Genomic DNA, 17,041 nt, shown 5'->3' on the forward strand with positions numbered 1-17,041 from the left:
TTCCTAAACAGGCCGATGCCCCTTGCGCCATTTGGTGAACAGGTGCCGCGCCAGCATGGCGGGGGGCATTCTGAGCCAGTGGGAGCGCAGGTAGAAGGCGAAACGCAGCAGCCCGCGCCTTTCCCGTCCCCACCCGTCGCGCGCCAGCAGCCGGGCCTTGACGATCCGGTCCCGGAGCGTGAGCCGCGCCCCTTCGCCCCTCCCTTCGCCATAGAGCGCCATGGCGAGCCGCCGCGCCTGCCGCACATGGGGCAGCAGGCCATGGTGCGCCGCCCGCGCCTCCAGCGCCGTCCCGTCGACGCCATCGAGCAGGCAATATATGTCCCAGAGGTTGCGAAGCCCCCCGGCCAGATCGCCGTCGGCCAGCAGATGCGCCGCCGCGTGGCAGAGCCGGTCCTCGGGCGAGAGCATGGATAATTCGTTGGTGAGGGGAACCGCCTGCGCGATCATCGCCGCCGCGTCCGGCGTCTGCCGCGCCGTCAGCGGCAGGACGGTGTGATGCACGTCGATCATGCGGTCCCGCGCCGCGTGGATCATCGGCGGCAGCTCATGCATCCATCGCCGGTAATAGGCGTCGTCATAAGGGTCGTCCTTGACCCATTCCCATCCCGCGCCGATCAGCGCCCGTTCCACCCGATCCATCGCATCGCGCGGCACCAATATGTCGAGATCGCCGATGAAGCGCCCCTGCCCGGCGCGCAGCCCCGCCGCCGCATAGGCCGTGCCCTTGAGCAGCACGACCGGCACGTCCAGGCCGGCAAGCGCCTCTGCCGCGCGATCCGCCTCCCACAGGGCCTGCAGGGCTTCGCGCGCCGCATCCAGCCGGGCGTCCGCCAATATCGCGCCCACCGCCGGGGGCACGGGCCGCTCCCCCATCCGCAGGGCGAGCGTGCCGATCAGCCGCTCCGCCCTCGCCATGGCGATCAGCGCGTTCCACCCGTCCGCATCCAGCGCCGCCACCTCGTCAGGGTCGCGCAAGGCGCGCACCAGCAGCCGGGCGCTCATGCCAGTTCCTCCCAGAGCCGCTCGACAAGGGCGATGGCCTCGTCGCCCGATGGAAAGTCGATGGCGCGCGCGGGGACATTCCCGACGAAACCGCTCAACGCCGCGAAGCCCGCTTCGCCCAGGGCGACATAGTTGGTCGATGCCTGGGTCAGCCGCATGAAGACCTCCCCCTGGCCGACCGGGCGCACGTCCGCTTCATGGCCGAAACGCGGGAACAGCAGCAGCGCGGGCGGCGCGCCCTCCGCCATCCGCCCGATCGCCTCTCTGCGCGGGATCAGGTGGCGAATGTCCCCCTTGGCCGTGCCGGCGAGCAGCGGCCCCATGCGCTCCGCCGGGGCTTCCGCCGCGATGACGTCGATGGCGCGGTTCTTGAGGGAGACGAGGCGCGGAAAGGGAAAGATCGCCCCCGTTTCCAGGTCGAGCAGCGCGAACTCGTCGCCCATCAGCCGCCAGCCCCGCTCCCCCAGTTGCGCGGCCAGCGTCGACTTGCCGGAACCGGACTCGCCGGTCATCACCAGCGCCCGCCCGTCCTTTTCGACGCTGGAGGCATGGAGCAGCAGGTGCCGCCGCCAGCCGAGCGCCATTTGCAGGTTCATCCCCATTTCCGCCGCCAGCAGCCCATGGGCAAGGCTCATCGGCGCGGCGTCGGCCAGCCCATGATCGCCGGTGATGAAGATGGAGGGCCGGAACCAGCGCCGGAACGGCCCCGCAGGCTCCAGCCGCACGGTGAAATCGGCTATCGCGCCCGCCGGCATGGGATAATCGGCGTAGAGCCGCGCCAGCGCGTCCACCGGCTGGCGCCAGGCCGATCCGATGCGGAAGGTCGCCGGACCGATCTTCAGGGTCAGGGCATGGTTCACGCGATGCGGACCAGTCCAAGCGCGGCCAGTTCGGCCAGATGCGCCTCCACCAGCGGCAGGGCCTCCTCCGGCTCGCCCAGATCGTAAAGCTGGGCCAGCTGCCCTAACAGCTCGCCCGCCGTAAGCGCCGCGCCGTCATCCAGCGCCGCCAGGATCTCCGGCACCGGGGCGATCGCCATATGGGTCTGTCCCGACGGGCGGTGGTAGAGCAGCACCATATCCTCCAGCACGCAGGATGCGATGGCGTCCGGGCTGTCCTGGCAATAGCGGGCTGGCATGATCGCGAAACCTGGCCTTCGGATGGGAATGTCGCGCCATCCTTAAGACAAAGGGGTAGCCAAGTGCCTAACGGGACAGGCTATTTTGCGCGACGCCCCGCCACCGCATGCCGCCGGATCGCGCCAGCCGGACAAAGGCCCGCAAATAGGCGTCGAGCGCGCTTTCGACGCCATGTTCCTTCACCGCGTCCGCCAGGCGCGCAGCCGGCGCGGGATGGTCGAGCGCCCAGAGGATCGCATCGGCAAAGGCATCGGCGTCGCCCACCGGCACCGGCGCATGTTGGCCCGCCGCGGCGAGCACCGGGCGGATATTCGGCGTCGAATCGGTTGCGACGACCCCCGTGCCGCAACCGAGCGCTTCGATGAGGGTCGCGACCAGCCCTTCCCAGCGCGAGGGTTGCAGCAGCAGATCGGCATCCGCCATCAGGGCCGCCAGTTCCGCCGGATCACCGACGAAGCCCGGAAATTCGACCCGCCCGGCGATGCCAAGCCGCGTGCAAAGCGCCTCCAGATCGCGGCGCAGCGGCCCCTGCCCGACGATCTTCAGGCGCCAGTCGAGATGCTTCAGCCGGGCGAGCGCCAGAAGCGCCGTCGCTTGGTCCTTCTGCTCGACCAGCCGCCCGACCATCAGGAAATGCCATGGACCGCCGCCGGCTCTGGCGGCGCGCTGCCGCCGCAGCCGTTCCAGCAGCGGCGTGACCGTCGGGCGCGGCAGCAGCGTCACCTGCCGTCCCGCGAGCGGCCCGGCCTGCGTCAGCGTCATCCGGTCCGCCTCGCCCATCACGATGGTCATGGCGCTGGTCCGGGCGATGGCGCGGAAGCGGCTACGCCTGATCCAGGCGGACAGGCCGCGCTGGCCGGGCCGGATGATCGGGTTGGAAATCCTGCCGACCGCCCGCGTCGCCGTGCCCAGCGCCGCCAGCGCGCACAGCATGTTGCTCTGATTGCCCGCCGAATAGAGAATATCCGGGCGGAACCGCCGCACCATGGCGGCCAGCGCCGGGAATTGGGCGATCATCGACAGCCGCCGCGAAAAGGGCGGCGCCGGTACGCGACGGACCGGCACGGCGGGATGGATGAGGCCCGCCACCGGGCCGTCCGTCCGCGTCATCCACAGTTCCACGTCCACGCCGCGCAGCCGCAGATGGTTGGCGAGCAGGATCGCCACCCGATCCAGCCCGCCATCGCCGGGTTCATAGAGGTAGATCGCGACCGAACAATCTTGTTTCACCCAATGGGGTGTATGGAACATGGGGTCGCCCTTGCTGCGCCTGACCGGATCGTCGAAGGCTCGACGCCGTCAACGCTGGCGAACCGTATAAGTTCGGGTGGAAATAAAGCCCTCGGCTCAGCGGGGCATTTGCAGCGATGCGTAGCAGGTGAAGCCGCTCGTCCCCGACTGAAGCCGCCGGATATAGTTCAGATAGGCCTGGTTCTGCTCATAGCTGGCGCCCGGCAGCCGGCCGCCGCGCAGCGCCTGCCGGACCTGTTCCCCGCTGAAGTTCTTGCCGGCGGGGAAGGCGCCCTGCGTTCCCGCCGGCACCACCTGCCCGTTGGGCGCGATATAATTGCCGGCCCGGCCCTGGTCGGGAACGGGTATCGTGCAGTTGAGCACCGACGCGGCCGTGTTCGCCAGCGCCGGCCGGATGGATATGATCGCGGAGGCCGCGACGGCGCCGCCCATCAGCAACTGGCGGCGCGACGGCGCGGCAAGGCCGTCGTCCTGCGACTCGGCTTCCTTCTGGGGGGGCAACGGCTCGCTCATGTCATCCTGATCCGCTATCGCGCTTGCCAAACTGTAAAAATTGCCGGCTACTGCGGCCCTACTTTGCAGCAAATGCGTCAAATTTCCAGCATGGTAACCATGAATCGCCTGACCGCCTCCCAGATCACCGCCTCGCTGGCCGTTCTGCTGCTCGGCACCGGGGGCGCGTTGATGATAGGCGCGCGGCCGCTCGACATCCTCCTGCCGGTGCTGGCGACGCTGCTGGTGCTCGTCATCTGCGCGGCCAGTCCGGACCGTCCGGAACCGGCCGTGTCGCCGCTGCCGGCGGAGGTTCCCGACATCATCGCCCATCCCGATGCGCGCGGCCTGCTGGAGGGCATAGCCGACCCGCTGATGCTGATCGAACGGGGCCGCATCATCGCCGCCAACCGCGCCGCGCAGCGGCTGCTGGGCGCGCATATCGAGGGAGAGGACGCCCGCATCGCCATCCGCCATCCCGCCGCTGCCGAACGGCTCGCCAGCCAGGCGCCGCTGGCCGAACCGGTCATGATCGAGCTGGTGGGCCTGGGCACCCGCGACCAGCGCTGGCAGATGCGGATCGCGCCGGTGGGAGAGGACGGCCATGTCCGGCGGCTGGTCCATCTGGCCGATCATAGCGGCGCCCACGCGGCGGAGAAGATGCGCGTCGATTTCGTCGCCAATGCAAGCCATGAACTGCGCACGCCGCTGGCCGGCATATTGGGCTTCATCGAGACGCTGGCCGACCCCGATCTGGGCAAGGACGACGAAACGCGGCAGCGCTTCCTGAAGATCATGGACGGCGAGGCGCGGCGGATGCAGCGGCTGATCGACGACCTCATCTCCCTTTCCCGCATAGAGGCGGAGAAATATCGCCTGCCCGACAGCGCGGTCGACCTGTCCGGCCTGGTGGCCGAGGTGGTGGGCGTGTTCCGCACCAGCCATGGCGATCGCGGGCGGGAGGTGGAGATGGAGATCGCGCCCAGCCTGACCGACGTGCAGGGCGACCGGGCGCAACTGTCGCAACTGCTCCATAATCTGATCGGCAATTCGGTGAAATATGGCCGCGCGGGCACGCCGATCCACGTGTCCCTTTCCGACGGGCCGAGCGGCCTGTTGCGGCTGACCGTCGCGGATGAGGGGGAAGGCATCGGCCCCGATCACCTGCCGCGCCTCACCGAACGCTTTTACCGCGTCGATTCGGGGCGCAGCCGGGCGGTGGGCGGCACGGGACTGGGGCTGGCCATCGTCAAGCATATCGTGGAGCGGCATCGCGGCCGGCTGGACATCGCCAGCGTGCTGGGCAAGGGCACCACCATCTCCATCCTGCTGCCCCGCTTCGCCGTCGAGGAAAAGGCCGTCGCGGCAAAGGCTTGATCAAAAAAAGACAGCGACAGGCCGGGCTTCCGCCGTCAATGTCATAAAAGTGCAATCCCATTGTCACAAAGGCGCGACGTACCGCGGCTACGGCGCGTGCCCAGAGGGGGGCGGCGAGAAGCGAATCGCGGCCTTTGACGAAGGAGATTACCCGGTGAAGCATTTCGCTCTGATGGCCGCGACCGCTGCGGCGGCACTCACTCTCTCAGGCTGCGGCCAGCAGTCCGGCGGCGGGGCCGGCGGCACCCGCGACCAGATCCGCGCGGTCGGCTCCTCCACCGTCTATCCGTTCGCCACCGCGATTGCCGAGATGTTCGTTCAGGGCAATCCCGGCATGAAGTCGCCCATCGTCGAATCGACCGGCACCGGCGGGGGCATGAAGCTGTTCTGCGCGGGCGTCGGCGCCCAGCATCCCGACATCGCCGACGCCTCCCGCCGCATGAAGAAGTCGGAATATGAGGACTGCCGGAAGAATGGCGTCAAGGACATCATCGAAATCCAGATCGGCGTCGACGGTCTGGCCTTCGCGGAATCGAAGAACGGCCCGGGCCTGAAGCTGACCCCGAAGATCGTCTATGAGGCGCTGGCCGCCAATCCCTATGGCAAGGGTCCGAACAAGGCCCAGAGCTGGAAGGATGTCGACCCCAGCCTGCCCGCCACGCCGATCAGCGTCTTCGGCCCCCCGTCCACCAGCGGCACCCGCGATTCGCTGGCCGAACTGATCCTGACCAAGGGTTGCGAGACCGACCCGGCGATGGAAGCGCTCAAGAAGAAGAATGAGGACGAGTTCAAGGCGACCTGCACCCGCATCCGCGAGGACGGCAAATATGTGGACTCGGGCGAGAACGACAATCTGATCGTCCAGAAGCTGGGCGCCAATCCCAATGCGCTCGGCGTGTTCGGCTACAGCTTCCTGGAGGAAAACAAGGACACGCTGAAGGACGTTTCCATCAACGGCGTCGAGGCGACCTACGAAACCGTCTCCACCGGCCAATATCCCGGCGCGCGTCCGCTCTTCATCTATGTGAAGAAGGCGCATATGCAGGCCATTCCGGGCCTTCAGGCCTATCTCAACACCTTCGCCGCGAACTGGGACCCGAACGGCGCGCTGACCAAGCGCGGCATGGTCGCGGCGCCGGAAGGCGTGCGCAAGGCGAGCGCCGAGACCGTCAAGTCGCTGGCCGTGCTCGACGGTTCGCAGCTCAAATAAGACAGGCGATATGACAGGTCCTGCAATCCTTCTGCTGCTCGCCGGTCTGGGCGCCATCGCCTGGGTCAGCGCCCGCGCCCGCGCGATGCGGCTGCAAAGCGCCGCGCGGGCTTCGGGCCGCCGCGACGCCGTGCACAGCCTGCCGGGCTATCACGGCTGGTATGTCGCGCTCTGGACGCTGGTGCCCGCCGGCCTCTTCCTGGCGGTCTGGGCCAATGTCGCGCCCGGTCTCGTCACGCAGGACGTGCTGGGCAGTCCGGCGGCGCAGAGCCTGCCCGCCGACGATTTCTCACGCTCCGCCATATTGGGCGAGGCGCGGGCGATCGCCACGGGGATGCAGGCGGGGGCGTTCAATCCGCTCTCGCAGGGCCTGGTCGAACCCTATAAGCACGCCATCGGCCAATATGGCTTTGCCGGCGCCGCGCTGGCGCTGGTGCTGGCCTTTGCCGGCGGCGCCTATGCCTTCACCCGCGTCCGCCCGGATTTCCGGGCGCGCACGCGGGTCGAGCGGCTGGTGATGGCGACCCTGCTGATCGCATCGCTGCTGGCGATCATCACGACGCTGGGGATCGTCGCATCCCTGCTGTGGGAAAGCTTCCGCTTCTTTTCCATGGTCAGCCCCGTCGATTTCCTGTTCGGCGCGAAATGGAGCCCGCAATCGGCCGCGCTCGGCTATGGCAATGACGATGCCTTCGGCGCGGTGCCGCTGTTCTGGGGGACCATCTTCATCGGCGCGATCATCGCCATGGCCGTCGCCATCCCGCTGGGCCTGATGAGCGCTATCTACCTGACCCAATATGCCAGCCCCACCTTCCGCAAGTGGATGAAGCCGATATTGGAGGTGCTGGCGGGCGTGCCGACCGTCGTCTACGGCTATTTCGCGGCGCTCACCATCGCCCCGGCCCTGCGGGATTTCGCGGTCATGATCGGCATCCACGGCGCCTCTTCGGAAAGCGCGCTGGCGGCGGGACTTGTGATGGGCGTGATGATCATTCCCTTCGTCTCCTCCATGGCGGACGACAGCATCGCCGCCGTGCCGCAGTCGATGCGCGACGGCAGCCTGGCCATGGGCGCCACCACCAGCGAGACGATCCGCCGCGTGCTGATCCCTGCGGCGCTGCCCGGCGTGGTCGGCGGCGTGCTGCTGGCCGTCAGCCGCGCCATCGGCGAGACGATGATCGTGGTGATGGCGGCGGGTCTGGCGGCCAACCTCACCTTGAACCCCTTTGCCAGCGTGACGACGGTGACGACGCAGATCGTCCAGTTGCTGACCGGCGACCAGGAATTCGACAGCGCCAAGACGCTGGCGGCCTTCGCTTTGGGGCTGGTGCTGTTCATCGTGACGCTGCTGCTCAACATCGTGGCCCTGCGGGTCGTGAAGAAATATCGCGAGGCTTACGAATAATGAGTGCCGAACGCCTTCCCACCGACTGGAAGTCGGACGCGATGCGCCGGCGGATCGCCCGTCGCTATGCATCGGAACGCCGCTTCAAGGCGGCGGGCCTGCTCGCCGTCGCGCTCTCCGCCGCGTTCCTTGCCTTCCTGCTGTTCAGCATGCTGGGCAACGGCCTGCGCGGCTTCACCCGGACGGAAATCGCGGTGAAGGTCGACTTCCCCGCCTCCCCTCTGCTGCTCGACCCCAATGCCATCACGGATCAGGCGCTCGCCAATGCGAACCTGCCGATGGTGACGGGGGCGGTGGTGAAGAAGGCGCTGGGCGCGGATGCCGAGGAATGGGTGTCGCCCACCGCCTGGACCGTGCTGCGCGACGCGATCAAGGCCGATCCGAAGATCCTCGCCCAGACCGTGACGGTCAAGCTGCCCGCCGCCACCGCCATCGACCTTGCCGCCAAGAGCAACGGTTCGCCCGAGGCGGAAGCGGCGGTAGCGCGGCTCGACAAGGCGGGCCTGCTGACTACCGGCATCAACTGGGGATTCCTGACCGCGAGCGACGGCACCGATCCGACGCAGGTCGGCATCTGGGGCGCGTTCAAGGGATCGCTGCTGACCATGCTGGTGACGCTGGCGCTGAGCTTCCCGGTGGGCGTGGCGACGGCCGTCTATCTGGAGGAATATGCGCGCAAGAACTGGCTGACCGACATCATCGAAGTGTCGATCAACAATCTGGCCGCCGTCCCCTCCATCATCTTCGGCCTGCTGGGCCTGTCGATCTTCCTGAACTTCCTGCACCTGCCGCGTTCGGCGGCGCTGGTCGGCGGCATGACGCTGGCGCTGATGACCATGCCGGTCATCGTCATCGCGGGCCGCAACGCCATCAAGTCGGTGCCGCCCAGCATCCGAGACGCGGCGCTGGGCATCGGCGCCAGCCCGGTGCAGGTGGTGTTCCACCATGTCCTGCCGCTGGCCCTGCCCGGCATCCTGACCGGCACCATCATCGGCATGGCCCGCGCGCTGGGCGAGACCGCCCCGCTGCTGATGATCGGCATGCGCGCCTTCATCGCCACGCCGCCGGGGGGGATCACCGATCCGGCGACCGTGCTGCCGGTGCAGATTTTCCTCTGGTCCGACGAAGTCTCCAGGGGCTTCGTCGAAAAGACTTCCGCCGCCATCATCGTCCTGCTGGTCTTCCTGCTCGCGATGAACGGCATCGCCATCTACCTGCGCAACAAGTTCGAAAGGCGGTGGTGACCGCGATGACAGCCATGATGCATGAACAACAGACGCTGACCCCTGCGGTCGAAACCAAGATGACGGCCCGGGACGTCAAGGTCTTCTATGGCGAGAAGCAGGCGATCAAGGGCGTGTCGATCGATGTCGACATGGACAATGTCACCGCCTTCATCGGCCCGTCGGGCTGCGGCAAGTCGACCTTCCTGCGGACGCTCAATCGCATGAACGATACGGTCGCCTCCGCGCGGGTGGAAGGCACGATCACGCTGGACGGCGAGGACATCTACGCCCCCAGCATGGACGTGGTGCAACTGCGCGCCCGCGTCGGCATGGTGTTCCAGAAGCCCAATCCCTTCCCCAAGTCGATCTACGAGAATATCGCCTATGGCCCGCGCATCCATGGCCTGGCCCATGCGAAGGCGGACCTGGACGTGATCGTCGAGAAATCGCTGCGCCGCGCCGGCCTGTGGGACGAGGTGAAGGACCGCCTGCATGACAGCGGCACCGCGCTTTCGGGCGGGCAGCAGCAGCGCCTGTGCATCGGCCGCGCCATCGCCGTCGAACCGGAAGTGATCCTGATGGACGAGCCCTGCTCGGCGCTGGACCCCATCGCGACGGCGAAGATCGAGGAGCTGATCCACGAACTGCGCGGCCGCTACGCCATCGTGATCGTGACCCACAATATGCAGCAGGCTGCCCGCGTGTCGCAGCGGACCGCCTTTTTCCATCTGGGCGAGCTGGTCGAATATGGCGTGACGTCGGACATCTTCACCAATCCCCGTCAGGAACGGACAAAGGATTACATCACCGGACGCTACGGCTGATCCGGGGGAGGAAAGACATGGCAGAACATACGATCAAGGCGTTCGACCAGGAAATGGACAAGCTCCGCGGTCTGATCGCGGAAATGGGCGGTCGCGCTGAATCCGCCATTGAGAAGGCGATGCTCGCGCTGCAACGCCATGACAAGGTGCTGGCGGCGGAGGTCGTGGCGGAGGACAAGCGCATCGACGCGATCGAGGCGGAGGTCGAGAAGCTCGCCATCGAGATCATCGCCCTGCGCGCCCCGATGGCCAACGACCTGCGCGACGTGATCGCCGCGCTGAAGATCGTCGGCGTGGTGGAGCGGATCGGCGATTATGCCAAGAACATCGCCAAGCGCGTGCCGCTGATCGCCGCCAACCAGCGGACGCAGGAGCCGATCGCGCTTCTTCCCTCCATGGGCCAGGTCGCGGGCGAGATGGTGCAGGATGCGCTGAACGCCTTTGCCGCGCGGGATGCCGACCTGGCCGTCGCGGTGGTGGAGCGCGATACGGTGGTCGACGATTTCTACAATAGCGTCTTCCGCACGCTCGTCACCTTCATGGTCGAAAATCCCAAGACGATCAGCGAATGCGCCCATCTGCTGTTCATCGCCAAGAATATTGAGCGGATCGGCGACCATGCCACCAATGTGGCGGAGATGGTCTATTATGCCGCGACCGGCCAGACCCTGCCCGACCGCGAACGCGGCGGCGCGGCGGCGGAGGGCTGAGCATGGCGCGGGCCAGGATGCTGCTGGTGGAGGATGACGCGGCGCTGGCCGAACTGCTCATCTGGCACTTCAAGCGCGAGGATTTCGAGGTCGCGCACACGGTCGACGGCGAGGAAGCGCTGCTGCTGGCACAGGAGAATGTGCCCGACATCGTGCTGCTCGACTGGATGGTGGAAAGCCTGTCGGGCATAGAGGTCTGCCGCCGACTGCGCCGCATGAACGGCACGGCCAACGTGCCGATCATCATGCTGACGGCACGCGGCGAGGAGGAGGATCGCGTGCGCGGGCTGGAAACGGGCGCGGACGATTATGTGACCAAGCCCTTCTCGCCCCGCGAACTGGTGGCGCGCGTCGGCGCGGTGCTGCGGCGCGTGCGCCCGGCGCTGGCGGGCGAGACGCTGACCTTCGCGGATGTGGAGATGGACACGGTGGGGCACAAGGTCCGTCGCGGCGGCCAGGTGATCCCGCTCGGCCCCACGGAATTCCGCCTGCTCAAGCATTTCCTGGAGCATCCGGGCTGGGTCTTCTCCCGCGAGCGGCTGCTGGACAGCGTATGGGGGCAGGACAGCGACATCGAACTGCGCACGGTCGACGTGCATATCCGCCGCCTGCGCAAGGCGATCAATGCGGACGGCCGCTATCACGACATCATCCGCACGGTGCGTTCAGCGGGCTATGCGCTGGATACGGACGGGGTCGCGTAAAAGGCCGTCGCGGACAGACAGGGTCCGGTAGCGGTTCGTCACCCCGCTATGGACCGCGCCTCCCGCACGACCAGCACCGGGACGCCGTCGCGCACCGGAAAGGCGAGCCGCGCCGCCTCGGACAGCAATTCGCCCTGTTCCGCATCCCAGCGCAGGGGCGTGCGCGTCACCGGGCAGACCAGCTTCGCGAGCAGCGCCGGATCGATCCTGCCGCTCATTGCATCGTCGCCCCGCCGTCGCGTTCGATCCGCCCGACGATCTGCATCAGCTGGATGATCCGGTCGGCCCGTTCGCCCAGCGTATCCGCCTCCAGCAGGGTCTGCTTGGCCGCCGGATCGAACGGCACGATCTGCGCGATCCCGTTCACCAGCGCCATGTCGTCGAGCCGCGACACCGCCGTCCAGTCGACCACATAGCCCAGCGCATCGGCAAAGCGCCGCGATTCCTGCTCCAGCGCCGCCCGCTCCACGGCGGAGAGGATTTCATCCTCTTGCGCAATGGGCTCCACATCCGCCTCGATCTGGCGAAAGGCGGTGGGGACGTCCAGTTCCCGTACCACACGAAAGCGCGCAAGCCCCTTCAGCAGGATGTTGTACCGGCCGCCCTCCAACGCCTCGATATGGGTGATGTGGCCCAGGCAGCCCACATCGAACAGCGCGGGCTTGGTTCCTTCCTCCCGCGGCTGGATCATGCCGATGCGCCGGTCCCGCGCCATGGCGTCATGGATCATCGCCTGATAGCGCGGCTCGAAGATATGGAGCGGCAGTTCCATGCCCGGCAGCAGCAGCGCGCCCGGCAGGGGAAAGATCGAGACGCGCGACATGACGCCTGCGCCGGTTAGGAAAACAGGATCTGGGAAAGCTTGCGCCGCTGCCCCGCGACCCAGGGATCTTCCAGCCCCGTCGCCTCGAAAAGCTTGAGGAGCTGCGCCCGCGCCGCGCCGTCATTCCACGCCCGGTCGCGCCGCACCAGTTCCAGCAACTGCTCCGCCGCTCCATCGCGGTCGCCATTGGCCATCAGGCCGTTCGCCAGTTCGAAGCGCGCCTCATGATCGTCCGGATCGGCGGCGACCTTCGCCTCCACACCCGACAGGTCAGCCACCGGCCGGGCATCGCGCGCCAGCGCAATGGCGGCGCGTGCGCGCTCCACCGCCTGGTCCCTGGCCACATCGGCGGGCAGAGCGGCCAACGCCGCTTCGGCTTCGTCGAACTGTCCCAGCGCCACCAGCGCCCGCGCCGCGCCCGAAGCCACATCGGCATTGTCGGGCAGCATCTGATCGATCTGCCGGAACACGGACAGCGCCCGCTCCGCTTCGCCCCCGGCCAGCAATTCCTCGCCCATGGCGATCAGGGGCGCAATCTCCTCCAGCTGCGCCTTCTCCTCCGATTCGATCGGCAACTGGCCCAGCAACTGGTCGAGATATTGCTTGAACTGCCCCTCGGTCCGCGCCTGGCTGAGGTCGGCCACCGGCTGGCCCTGGAACACGGCATAGACGGTGGGGATCGACTGGACGCGGAACTGGGCGGCGATGAATTTGTCCTCATCGACGTTGATCTTGACCAGCTTGACGCCCTTGGCCGCATAGTCGGCGCAGACCTTCTCTATCACGGGCGCGAGCTGCTTGCAGGGGCCGCACCATTCGGCCCAGAAATCGACGATCACCAACTGGGTGCGCGAAGGATCCACCACATCGCGGCGGAAAGCCTCCACCGATGCCTTGTCGGCCTCGCTCAGTCCAAGGGTCGCCACTTCTCTTATCTCCTGCTGCAAACGCGGTTGCCAAGCCGCCCTCATACAGCGCCTTATGTGGGGCGTCACCCCATAGGAACAAGGGAGATCGGCCGGGGATCAACCGGAGATCAAAAGGTGTAGCCGATGCCGATCGCGCCGATCCACTGATTCCGGGAGCCCGCGACGGACACGATGGGCGAGGCGGCATAGTCGCCCAGAATCCGCGAATAGCTGGCCGCGGCGAAGATCGCCCAGCCATGGCGCAGGTCGCCCGACAGCGACTTGCCGCCCGCCAGGCTGAAATTCACCTTCTTGAACCCCGAACCATCGCCTGCCCCGCCATAGGCCGGCAGCCCCGATGCGGCGGCGCCCGCCGGATCGACGTCATAATAATAGCGGCCATATTTCCTGCCGACATAGTCCGCCGACACGCCCAGCCCGACGAAGGCCGTCTGCGACAGCGGCGTCATATATTCCACCGCGGGCGTGATGACATAGCTGCCATGCGCGCCCGCCACATCCCTGGTCACGGCGACGCGCGCCGACAGATTGTCATAGGCGCTGGTGATCACCCCGGTCTTGCCGATGCCGACGAAGCCGCCGACCTCCACCGCGATGTCGCGCTTGCCCAGCAGGCGCACGGCATCGTCCTTGATGTTCCTGCGGCTCGACCGGTCGAAGCGGACGTTGACCACCGGGCCCAGTTCGAAGTCGACGCCGTCGGGATCGCTGTTGGGGATCGCGTCGACATAAAGGCCCGGACCGCGCGTCCAGAAGGCGAAGTCCTTCACCTTGCCGCGAAGCTGCGGGATGGGCAGGACGCGATAGTCGTCGGACCCTTCATAGCTCGGCACGGCGGCCACGCCCACGCCGATGGTCAGGCTGCTGCGATCATCCTGCTGGGCGAAGGCCGATGGCGCAAGGCAAAGGGCCGCGACGGCGAACGCCGCGGAAAGGCGACAGCGATGATGCATGATGAGCCTGTTCAAAGAGATTGTCGGGCAAGATAATGTTTTTACGCCATTACCGTTCCGCACCGCGACATTCAGAGGAAATATTTGACCCTGATGTCCTGCCGCACCGCCGCCCCCGCCATGGCGAACTGCGCCGAGCGGAAGCTGGGCGCGCCGAAGCGGATCGCCGGATTGCGCGAAAAGCCCACCCCCTCGCGCGGGATGCCGGCCAGCGTGTCCAGCTTGCCATTGCCATTCTCGTCATGAATGATGGCGATCGCATAGGTTCCCGGCTCCATCCGGCCGAGGGGCACGATGCCGGCGGTCGCGGGGACGGTGAAATGCCGCCCGTCCGGATCGCCCCGGCAGTCGGGGAAATGGTCCGCCTGCCGCGTCACGCAGATCAGGAAATTGCCCCTGGAGGACCGCAGGCCCTGCACGTCCATGCTGAGCGGCTGCGCCTGGTCGGCCACCGCCGCGCCCATGACCAGCGGGACCGCCGCCATCATCGCTGCCCTGCCCTTCACGCCCATCCTTCCCTAAAAATGGCCCAATCCCCTGTCGGTCCCGCACAGCCGGTCCCAGATGCGGAAATACAGGCCGTAATTGCACGCATATTGTTCATGATGCCGCTGGTGATGGCTGGCGGTGATCAGCCAGCGGCCGGCCCGGCCCTGCACCATCCAGCGCGGAAACATTTCCCATCCCATATGGTTGCTGACGCCCATCACCGTCATGATCGTCAGCACCACGCCCAGCGCGCCGACATGGATCGGAATCAGGAAGACCAGCGCCGGGATCACCACCGCGCCGGTCACCGCCTCCCATGGATGGAAGCTCATCGCGGCCCAGGCCGTCGGCGGGCGGCTGGCATGATGCACGGCGTGGGCGATCCGGAACAGCCGGGGCCGGTGCATCCAGCGGTGGGTCCAGTAGAACCAGGCGTCATGGGCCGCAAGGTAAAGCAGCACGGACAGCGGCAGATACCAGAGGGGAAAGGCATGGACGTCGGCATAGACCCGCGTCCAGCCATGCGCCTGCCACCCCCAGGCGACGATGCCCGCCGGCACGCCGTAGATCAGCGCGGAGGCCAGCGACCAGGCGATTTCCCGCCTGACCTGCCGGTCCAGCCCGGCATAGAGGCCCGGCCTGCGATAACGGGTCGCCAGCGCGAAGGCGCCGCTCGCCAACAGATAGCGCACGCCCACGATCACGCTCATGGCAAGGGCCGACAGAAGGATCGCGGTGAACATCGCCCCGACCATAAGCGGTCTGGAGCCCGCCGTCACGCCCGGGCGCTCAGGTGCGCGGCCGCGCCTGCCGGTAGCTGCCGAGTATCCGCACCCATTTGGTGTGGAATTCCAGCTCCGCCAATGCCCGGTCGATGGCCGGATCGCCCGGCATCCCCTCTATGTCGCAGTAGAATTCCGTCGCGGCGAAGCTGGCGCCGCGCTGATAGCTTTCCAGCTTCGTCATGTTGACGCCATTGGTGGCGAAGCCGCCCATCGCCTTGTAGAGCGCGGCCGGGATGTTCTTCACCTCGAACAGGAAGGTGGTCATCACCGGGCCCACCCCCGCCGCCGGCATCTTCGGCTCACGCGAGAGCACCAGGAAGCGCGTCATATTGTCGGCGCTGTCCTCGATATTCTCCGCCACCAGCCGCAGGCCGTAGAGTTCCGCCGCCAGATAGGGGGCGATGGCCCCTTCCCCGGCCACCCGGGTTTCAGCGACCAGCGCGGCCGCGCCCGCCGTGTCGGCATAGCTGACCGGCTGGATGCCGCGTTCCCGCAGATAATGGCGGCACTGGCCCAGCGCCTGCGGGTGGCTGACCGCGCTTTTGACGGGGGTGCTGTCGACCGCCATCAGGCAGTGCCGGATGCGCAGGAAATATTCGTCGACGATATGCAGCCCGGATTCGGGCAGCAGGAAATGCATGTCGGCCACGCGGCCATGCAGGCTGTTCTCGATCGGAATGATCGCCCGCGCGGCGCGCCCTTCCCGAACCGCATCGATCGCATCCTCGAACGCGAAACAGGGCAAGGGAACGCAATCGGGCGCATAATCCAGCGCCGCCAGATGCGAATTGGCGCCCGGCGCGCCCTGGAAGGCGACGGCGCGAACGGGATCGACGGCAGCCTTCGCGGCGAGGTCCGCGACCAGATCGCGGGCGGGGGCGGGATAGTTTTCCATGGGCGCCTGCGCGCTTATTCACTTCATCGCGCCCGCGCAAGCATCCTCTCCGGCCGCAAAGCCATGAAAAGCGTGCGCGATCCCGTTCAAGGCCGCTTGCACGTTCGCGCTTGCGCCATTATGGCAGCGCGCTAGAGGGGACGCGAACCAAGCGGCCAGAACAGAAATCCAGGGGAATCCGAGCGAATGGGCGATCGTTTCAACACCGCTGCCGGTTGGGCTTTGTTCGCGGGTATCATCGCACTGGGCGGTGCCATCGTCAGTTCCAAATTCTTCCATGAGGAACGGCCCGAGAAAATGGGCTACGCCATTGAGGGCGTCGAAGCGGAAGGCGAAGGCGGCGCGGCCAGCGGCCCCGGCCTCAACACCCTGCTCGCCAGCGCGGACGTCGCGGCGGGCGAGAAGGTGTTCGCCAAGTGCGCGGCCTGCCACACCGTCAACCAGGGCGGCGCCAACGGCATCGGCCCGAATCTCTACGCCACGGTCGGGGAACCGATCGGCCAGGGCAAGGGCGGCTTCGCCTTCTCCGACGCGCTCAAGAGCAAGGGCGGCAACTGGACCTTCGAGAATCTCGATCACTGGCTGACTTCCCCGCGTGAATTCGCGCCCGGCACCAAGATGACCTTCGCCGGTCTCGGCAACCCGGCCGACCGCGCGAACCTGATCGCATGGCTGAACACCCAGGGTTCGAACCTGCCGCTGCCCGCCGCCGATGCGGCTCCGGCAGCCGGCGGCGGCAATGCCGCGGCCGAGGGTGGCAATGCCGCCGCCAACGCGGCAGAGGCGCCCGCCGCCAACGCCGCCGCCAGCGAGTAAGAACTGGA

General features: G+C 67.2%; 20 protein-coding genes. 8 read left to right on the forward strand and 12 right to left on the reverse strand.

The window, feature by feature from the left end:
* Positions 1-3: 3 nt before the first annotated feature.
* The 5 genes from LDB29_RS12965 to LDB29_RS12985 form a co-directional block, all read right to left on the reverse strand.
* Entirely contained in the window at positions 4-1,005 is a 1,002-nt protein-coding gene (locus LDB29_RS12965; RefSeq protein WP_025548616.1) for a nucleotidyltransferase family protein, read from the reverse strand.
* On the reverse strand, positions 1,002-1,865 hold the full coding sequence (locus LDB29_RS12970; RefSeq protein ID WP_025548617.1) for an HprK-related kinase A: 864 nt from the start codon (positions 1,863-1,865) through the stop codon (positions 1,002-1,004). The genes LDB29_RS12965 and LDB29_RS12970 overlap by 4 nt, the downstream gene beginning before the upstream one ends.
* Positions 1,862-2,143 carry an HPr-rel-A system PqqD family peptide chaperone gene (locus LDB29_RS12975; protein WP_025548619.1) on the reverse strand — a complete coding sequence of 94 codons (282 nt, stop codon included), beginning with the start codon at positions 2,141-2,143 and terminating at the stop codon, positions 1,862-1,864. Before LDB29_RS12975 ends, LDB29_RS12970 begins: the two co-directional genes overlap by 4 nt.
* A 67-nt stretch (positions 2,144-2,210) precedes the next feature.
* Positions 2,211-3,395 (reverse strand): glycosyltransferase, encoded by a 1,185-nt coding sequence (locus LDB29_RS12980; protein ID WP_025548620.1) that lies wholly within the window; start codon positions 3,393-3,395, stop codon positions 2,211-2,213.
* A gap of 96 nt (positions 3,396-3,491) precedes the next feature.
* Positions 3,492-3,908 (reverse strand): hypothetical protein, encoded by a 417-nt coding sequence (locus LDB29_RS12985; protein WP_025548622.1) that lies wholly within the window; start codon positions 3,906-3,908, stop codon positions 3,492-3,494.
* A gap of 99 nt (positions 3,909-4,007) precedes the next feature.
* On the opposite strand from LDB29_RS12985, the gene LDB29_RS12990 reads away from it, so the two are divergent.
* From LDB29_RS12990 to phoB, 7 genes are all read left to right on the forward strand, one after another.
* Entirely contained in the window at positions 4,008-5,264 is a 1,257-nt protein-coding gene (locus LDB29_RS12990; RefSeq protein ID WP_025548624.1) for an ATP-binding protein, read from the forward strand.
* 154 nt (positions 5,265-5,418) lie between these two features.
* Positions 5,419-6,474, forward strand: coding sequence for a substrate-binding domain-containing protein (locus tag LDB29_RS12995; protein WP_025548626.1), 1,056 nt, complete (start codon positions 5,419-5,421; stop codon positions 6,472-6,474).
* 10 nt (positions 6,475-6,484) lie between these two features.
* Entirely contained in the window at positions 6,485-7,879 is a 1,395-nt protein-coding gene (pstC, locus tag LDB29_RS13000; RefSeq protein WP_099186138.1) for a phosphate ABC transporter permease subunit PstC, read from the forward strand.
* Positions 7,879-9,123, forward strand: a complete 1,245-nt coding sequence (pstA, locus tag LDB29_RS13005; RefSeq protein ID WP_025548627.1) for a phosphate ABC transporter permease PstA — start codon at positions 7,879-7,881, stop codon at positions 9,121-9,123. The genes pstC and pstA overlap by 1 nt, the downstream gene beginning before the upstream one ends.
* A 5-nt stretch (positions 9,124-9,128) precedes the next feature.
* Complete coding sequence (pstB, locus tag LDB29_RS13010; protein ID WP_302621753.1) at positions 9,129-9,929, forward strand: phosphate ABC transporter ATP-binding protein PstB; 801 nt, start codon at positions 9,129-9,131, stop codon at positions 9,927-9,929.
* 17 nt (positions 9,930-9,946) lie between these two features.
* Positions 9,947-10,639 (forward strand): phosphate signaling complex protein PhoU, encoded by a 693-nt coding sequence (phoU, locus tag LDB29_RS13015; protein WP_025548630.1) that lies wholly within the window; start codon positions 9,947-9,949, stop codon positions 10,637-10,639.
* A gap of 2 nt (positions 10,640-10,641) precedes the next feature.
* Complete coding sequence (gene phoB, locus LDB29_RS13020) at positions 10,642-11,343, forward strand: phosphate regulon transcriptional regulator PhoB (protein WP_025548632.1); 702 nt, start codon at positions 10,642-10,644, stop codon at positions 11,341-11,343.
* Between the two features lie 38 nt (positions 11,344-11,381).
* On the opposite strand, the gene LDB29_RS13025 is transcribed toward phoB, so the two are convergent.
* From LDB29_RS13025 to LDB29_RS13055, 7 genes are all read right to left on the reverse strand, one after another.
* Positions 11,382-11,561, reverse strand: coding sequence for a Trm112 family protein (locus LDB29_RS13025; RefSeq protein WP_025548634.1), 180 nt, complete (start codon positions 11,559-11,561; stop codon positions 11,382-11,384).
* Positions 11,558-12,166, reverse strand: coding sequence for an LON peptidase substrate-binding domain-containing protein (locus LDB29_RS13030; RefSeq protein ID WP_025548636.1), 609 nt, complete (start codon positions 12,164-12,166; stop codon positions 11,558-11,560). Before LDB29_RS13030 ends, LDB29_RS13025 begins: the two co-directional genes overlap by 4 nt.
* A 14-nt stretch (positions 12,167-12,180) precedes the next feature.
* A complete protein-coding gene (locus LDB29_RS13035; RefSeq protein WP_025548637.1) occupies positions 12,181-13,092 on the reverse strand; it encodes a tetratricopeptide repeat protein in 912 nt (303 codons plus the stop codon).
* A 110-nt stretch (positions 13,093-13,202) separates the two neighbouring features.
* Complete coding sequence (locus LDB29_RS13040; protein WP_037482221.1) at positions 13,203-14,048, reverse strand: MipA/OmpV family protein; 846 nt, start codon at positions 14,046-14,048, stop codon at positions 13,203-13,205.
* Between the two features lie 71 nt (positions 14,049-14,119).
* A complete protein-coding gene (locus tag LDB29_RS13045) occupies positions 14,120-14,533 on the reverse strand; it encodes a DUF2141 domain-containing protein (protein ID WP_371873074.1) in 414 nt (137 codons plus the stop codon).
* 33 nt (positions 14,534-14,566) lie between these two features.
* Positions 14,567-15,280: a sterol desaturase family protein gene (locus LDB29_RS13050; protein WP_037482224.1), complete on the reverse strand. Its 714-nt coding sequence runs from the start codon at positions 15,278-15,280 to the stop codon at positions 14,567-14,569.
* 46 nt (positions 15,281-15,326) lie between these two features.
* On the reverse strand, positions 15,327-16,217 hold the full coding sequence (locus tag LDB29_RS13055; protein WP_025548642.1) for a prephenate dehydratase: 891 nt from the start codon (positions 16,215-16,217) through the stop codon (positions 15,327-15,329).
* A gap of 186 nt (positions 16,218-16,403) precedes the next feature.
* On the opposite strand from LDB29_RS13055, the gene LDB29_RS13060 reads away from it, so the two are divergent.
* The gene (locus LDB29_RS13060) at positions 16,404-17,033 is read left to right on the forward strand and encodes a cytochrome c family protein (protein WP_025548643.1); all 630 of its coding nucleotides are present in this window, start codon (positions 16,404-16,406) and stop codon (positions 17,031-17,033) included.
* Positions 17,034-17,041 lie beyond the last annotated feature (8 nt).

Origin of the sequence: Sphingobium sp. CFD-2 (assembly GCF_024611135.1) — a bacterium.
GTDB lineage: Bacteria > Pseudomonadota > Alphaproteobacteria > Sphingomonadales > Sphingomonadaceae > Sphingobium > Sphingobium fuliginis.

Bases quoted from the DNA above. Each gene is read 5' to 3' on its own strand.
- LDB29_RS13055 (WP_025548642.1), bottom strand. From the start codon at position 16,217: ATGGAAAACTATCCCGCCCCCGCCCGCGATCTGGTCGCGGACCTCGCC.
- pstA (WP_025548627.1), top strand. From the start codon at position 7,879: ATGAGTGCCGAACGCCTTCCCACCGACTGGAAGTCGGACGCGATGCGC.
- LDB29_RS12975 (WP_025548619.1), bottom strand. From the start codon at position 2,143: ATGCCAGCCCGCTATTGCCAGGACAGCCCGGACGCCATCGCATCCTGC.
- LDB29_RS13060 (WP_025548643.1), top strand. From the start codon at position 16,404: ATGGGCGATCGTTTCAACACCGCTGCCGGTTGGGCTTTGTTCGCGGGT.
- phoB (WP_025548632.1), top strand. From the start codon at position 10,642: ATGGCGCGGGCCAGGATGCTGCTGGTGGAGGATGACGCGGCGCTGGCC.
- pstC (WP_099186138.1), top strand. From the start codon at position 6,485: ATGACAGGTCCTGCAATCCTTCTGCTGCTCGCCGGTCTGGGCGCCATC.
- LDB29_RS13030 (WP_025548636.1), bottom strand. From the start codon at position 12,166: ATGTCGCGCGTCTCGATCTTTCCCCTGCCGGGCGCGCTGCTGCTGCCG.
- LDB29_RS13025 (WP_025548634.1), bottom strand. From the start codon at position 11,561: ATGAGCGGCAGGATCGATCCGGCGCTGCTCGCGAAGCTGGTCTGCCCG.
- LDB29_RS13040 (WP_037482221.1), bottom strand. From the start codon at position 14,048: ATGCATCATCGCTGTCGCCTTTCCGCGGCGTTCGCCGTCGCGGCCCTT.
- LDB29_RS13050 (WP_037482224.1), bottom strand. From the start codon at position 15,280: ATGTTCACCGCGATCCTTCTGTCGGCCCTTGCCATGAGCGTGATCGTG.
- phoU (WP_025548630.1), top strand. From the start codon at position 9,947: ATGGCAGAACATACGATCAAGGCGTTCGACCAGGAAATGGACAAGCTC.
- LDB29_RS12985 (WP_025548622.1), bottom strand. From the start codon at position 3,908: ATGAGCGAGCCGTTGCCCCCCCAGAAGGAAGCCGAGTCGCAGGACGAC.
- LDB29_RS12965 (WP_025548616.1), bottom strand. From the start codon at position 1,005: ATGAGCGCCCGGCTGCTGGTGCGCGCCTTGCGCGACCCTGACGAGGTG.
- LDB29_RS12980 (WP_025548620.1), bottom strand. From the start codon at position 3,395: ATGTTCCATACACCCCATTGGGTGAAACAAGATTGTTCGGTCGCGATC.
- LDB29_RS13045 (WP_371873074.1), bottom strand. From the start codon at position 14,533: ATGGCGGCGGTCCCGCTGGTCATGGGCGCGGCGGTGGCCGACCAGGCG.
- LDB29_RS12990 (WP_025548624.1), top strand. From the start codon at position 4,008: ATGAATCGCCTGACCGCCTCCCAGATCACCGCCTCGCTGGCCGTTCTG.
- pstB (WP_302621753.1), top strand. From the start codon at position 9,129: ATGACAGCCATGATGCATGAACAACAGACGCTGACCCCTGCGGTCGAA.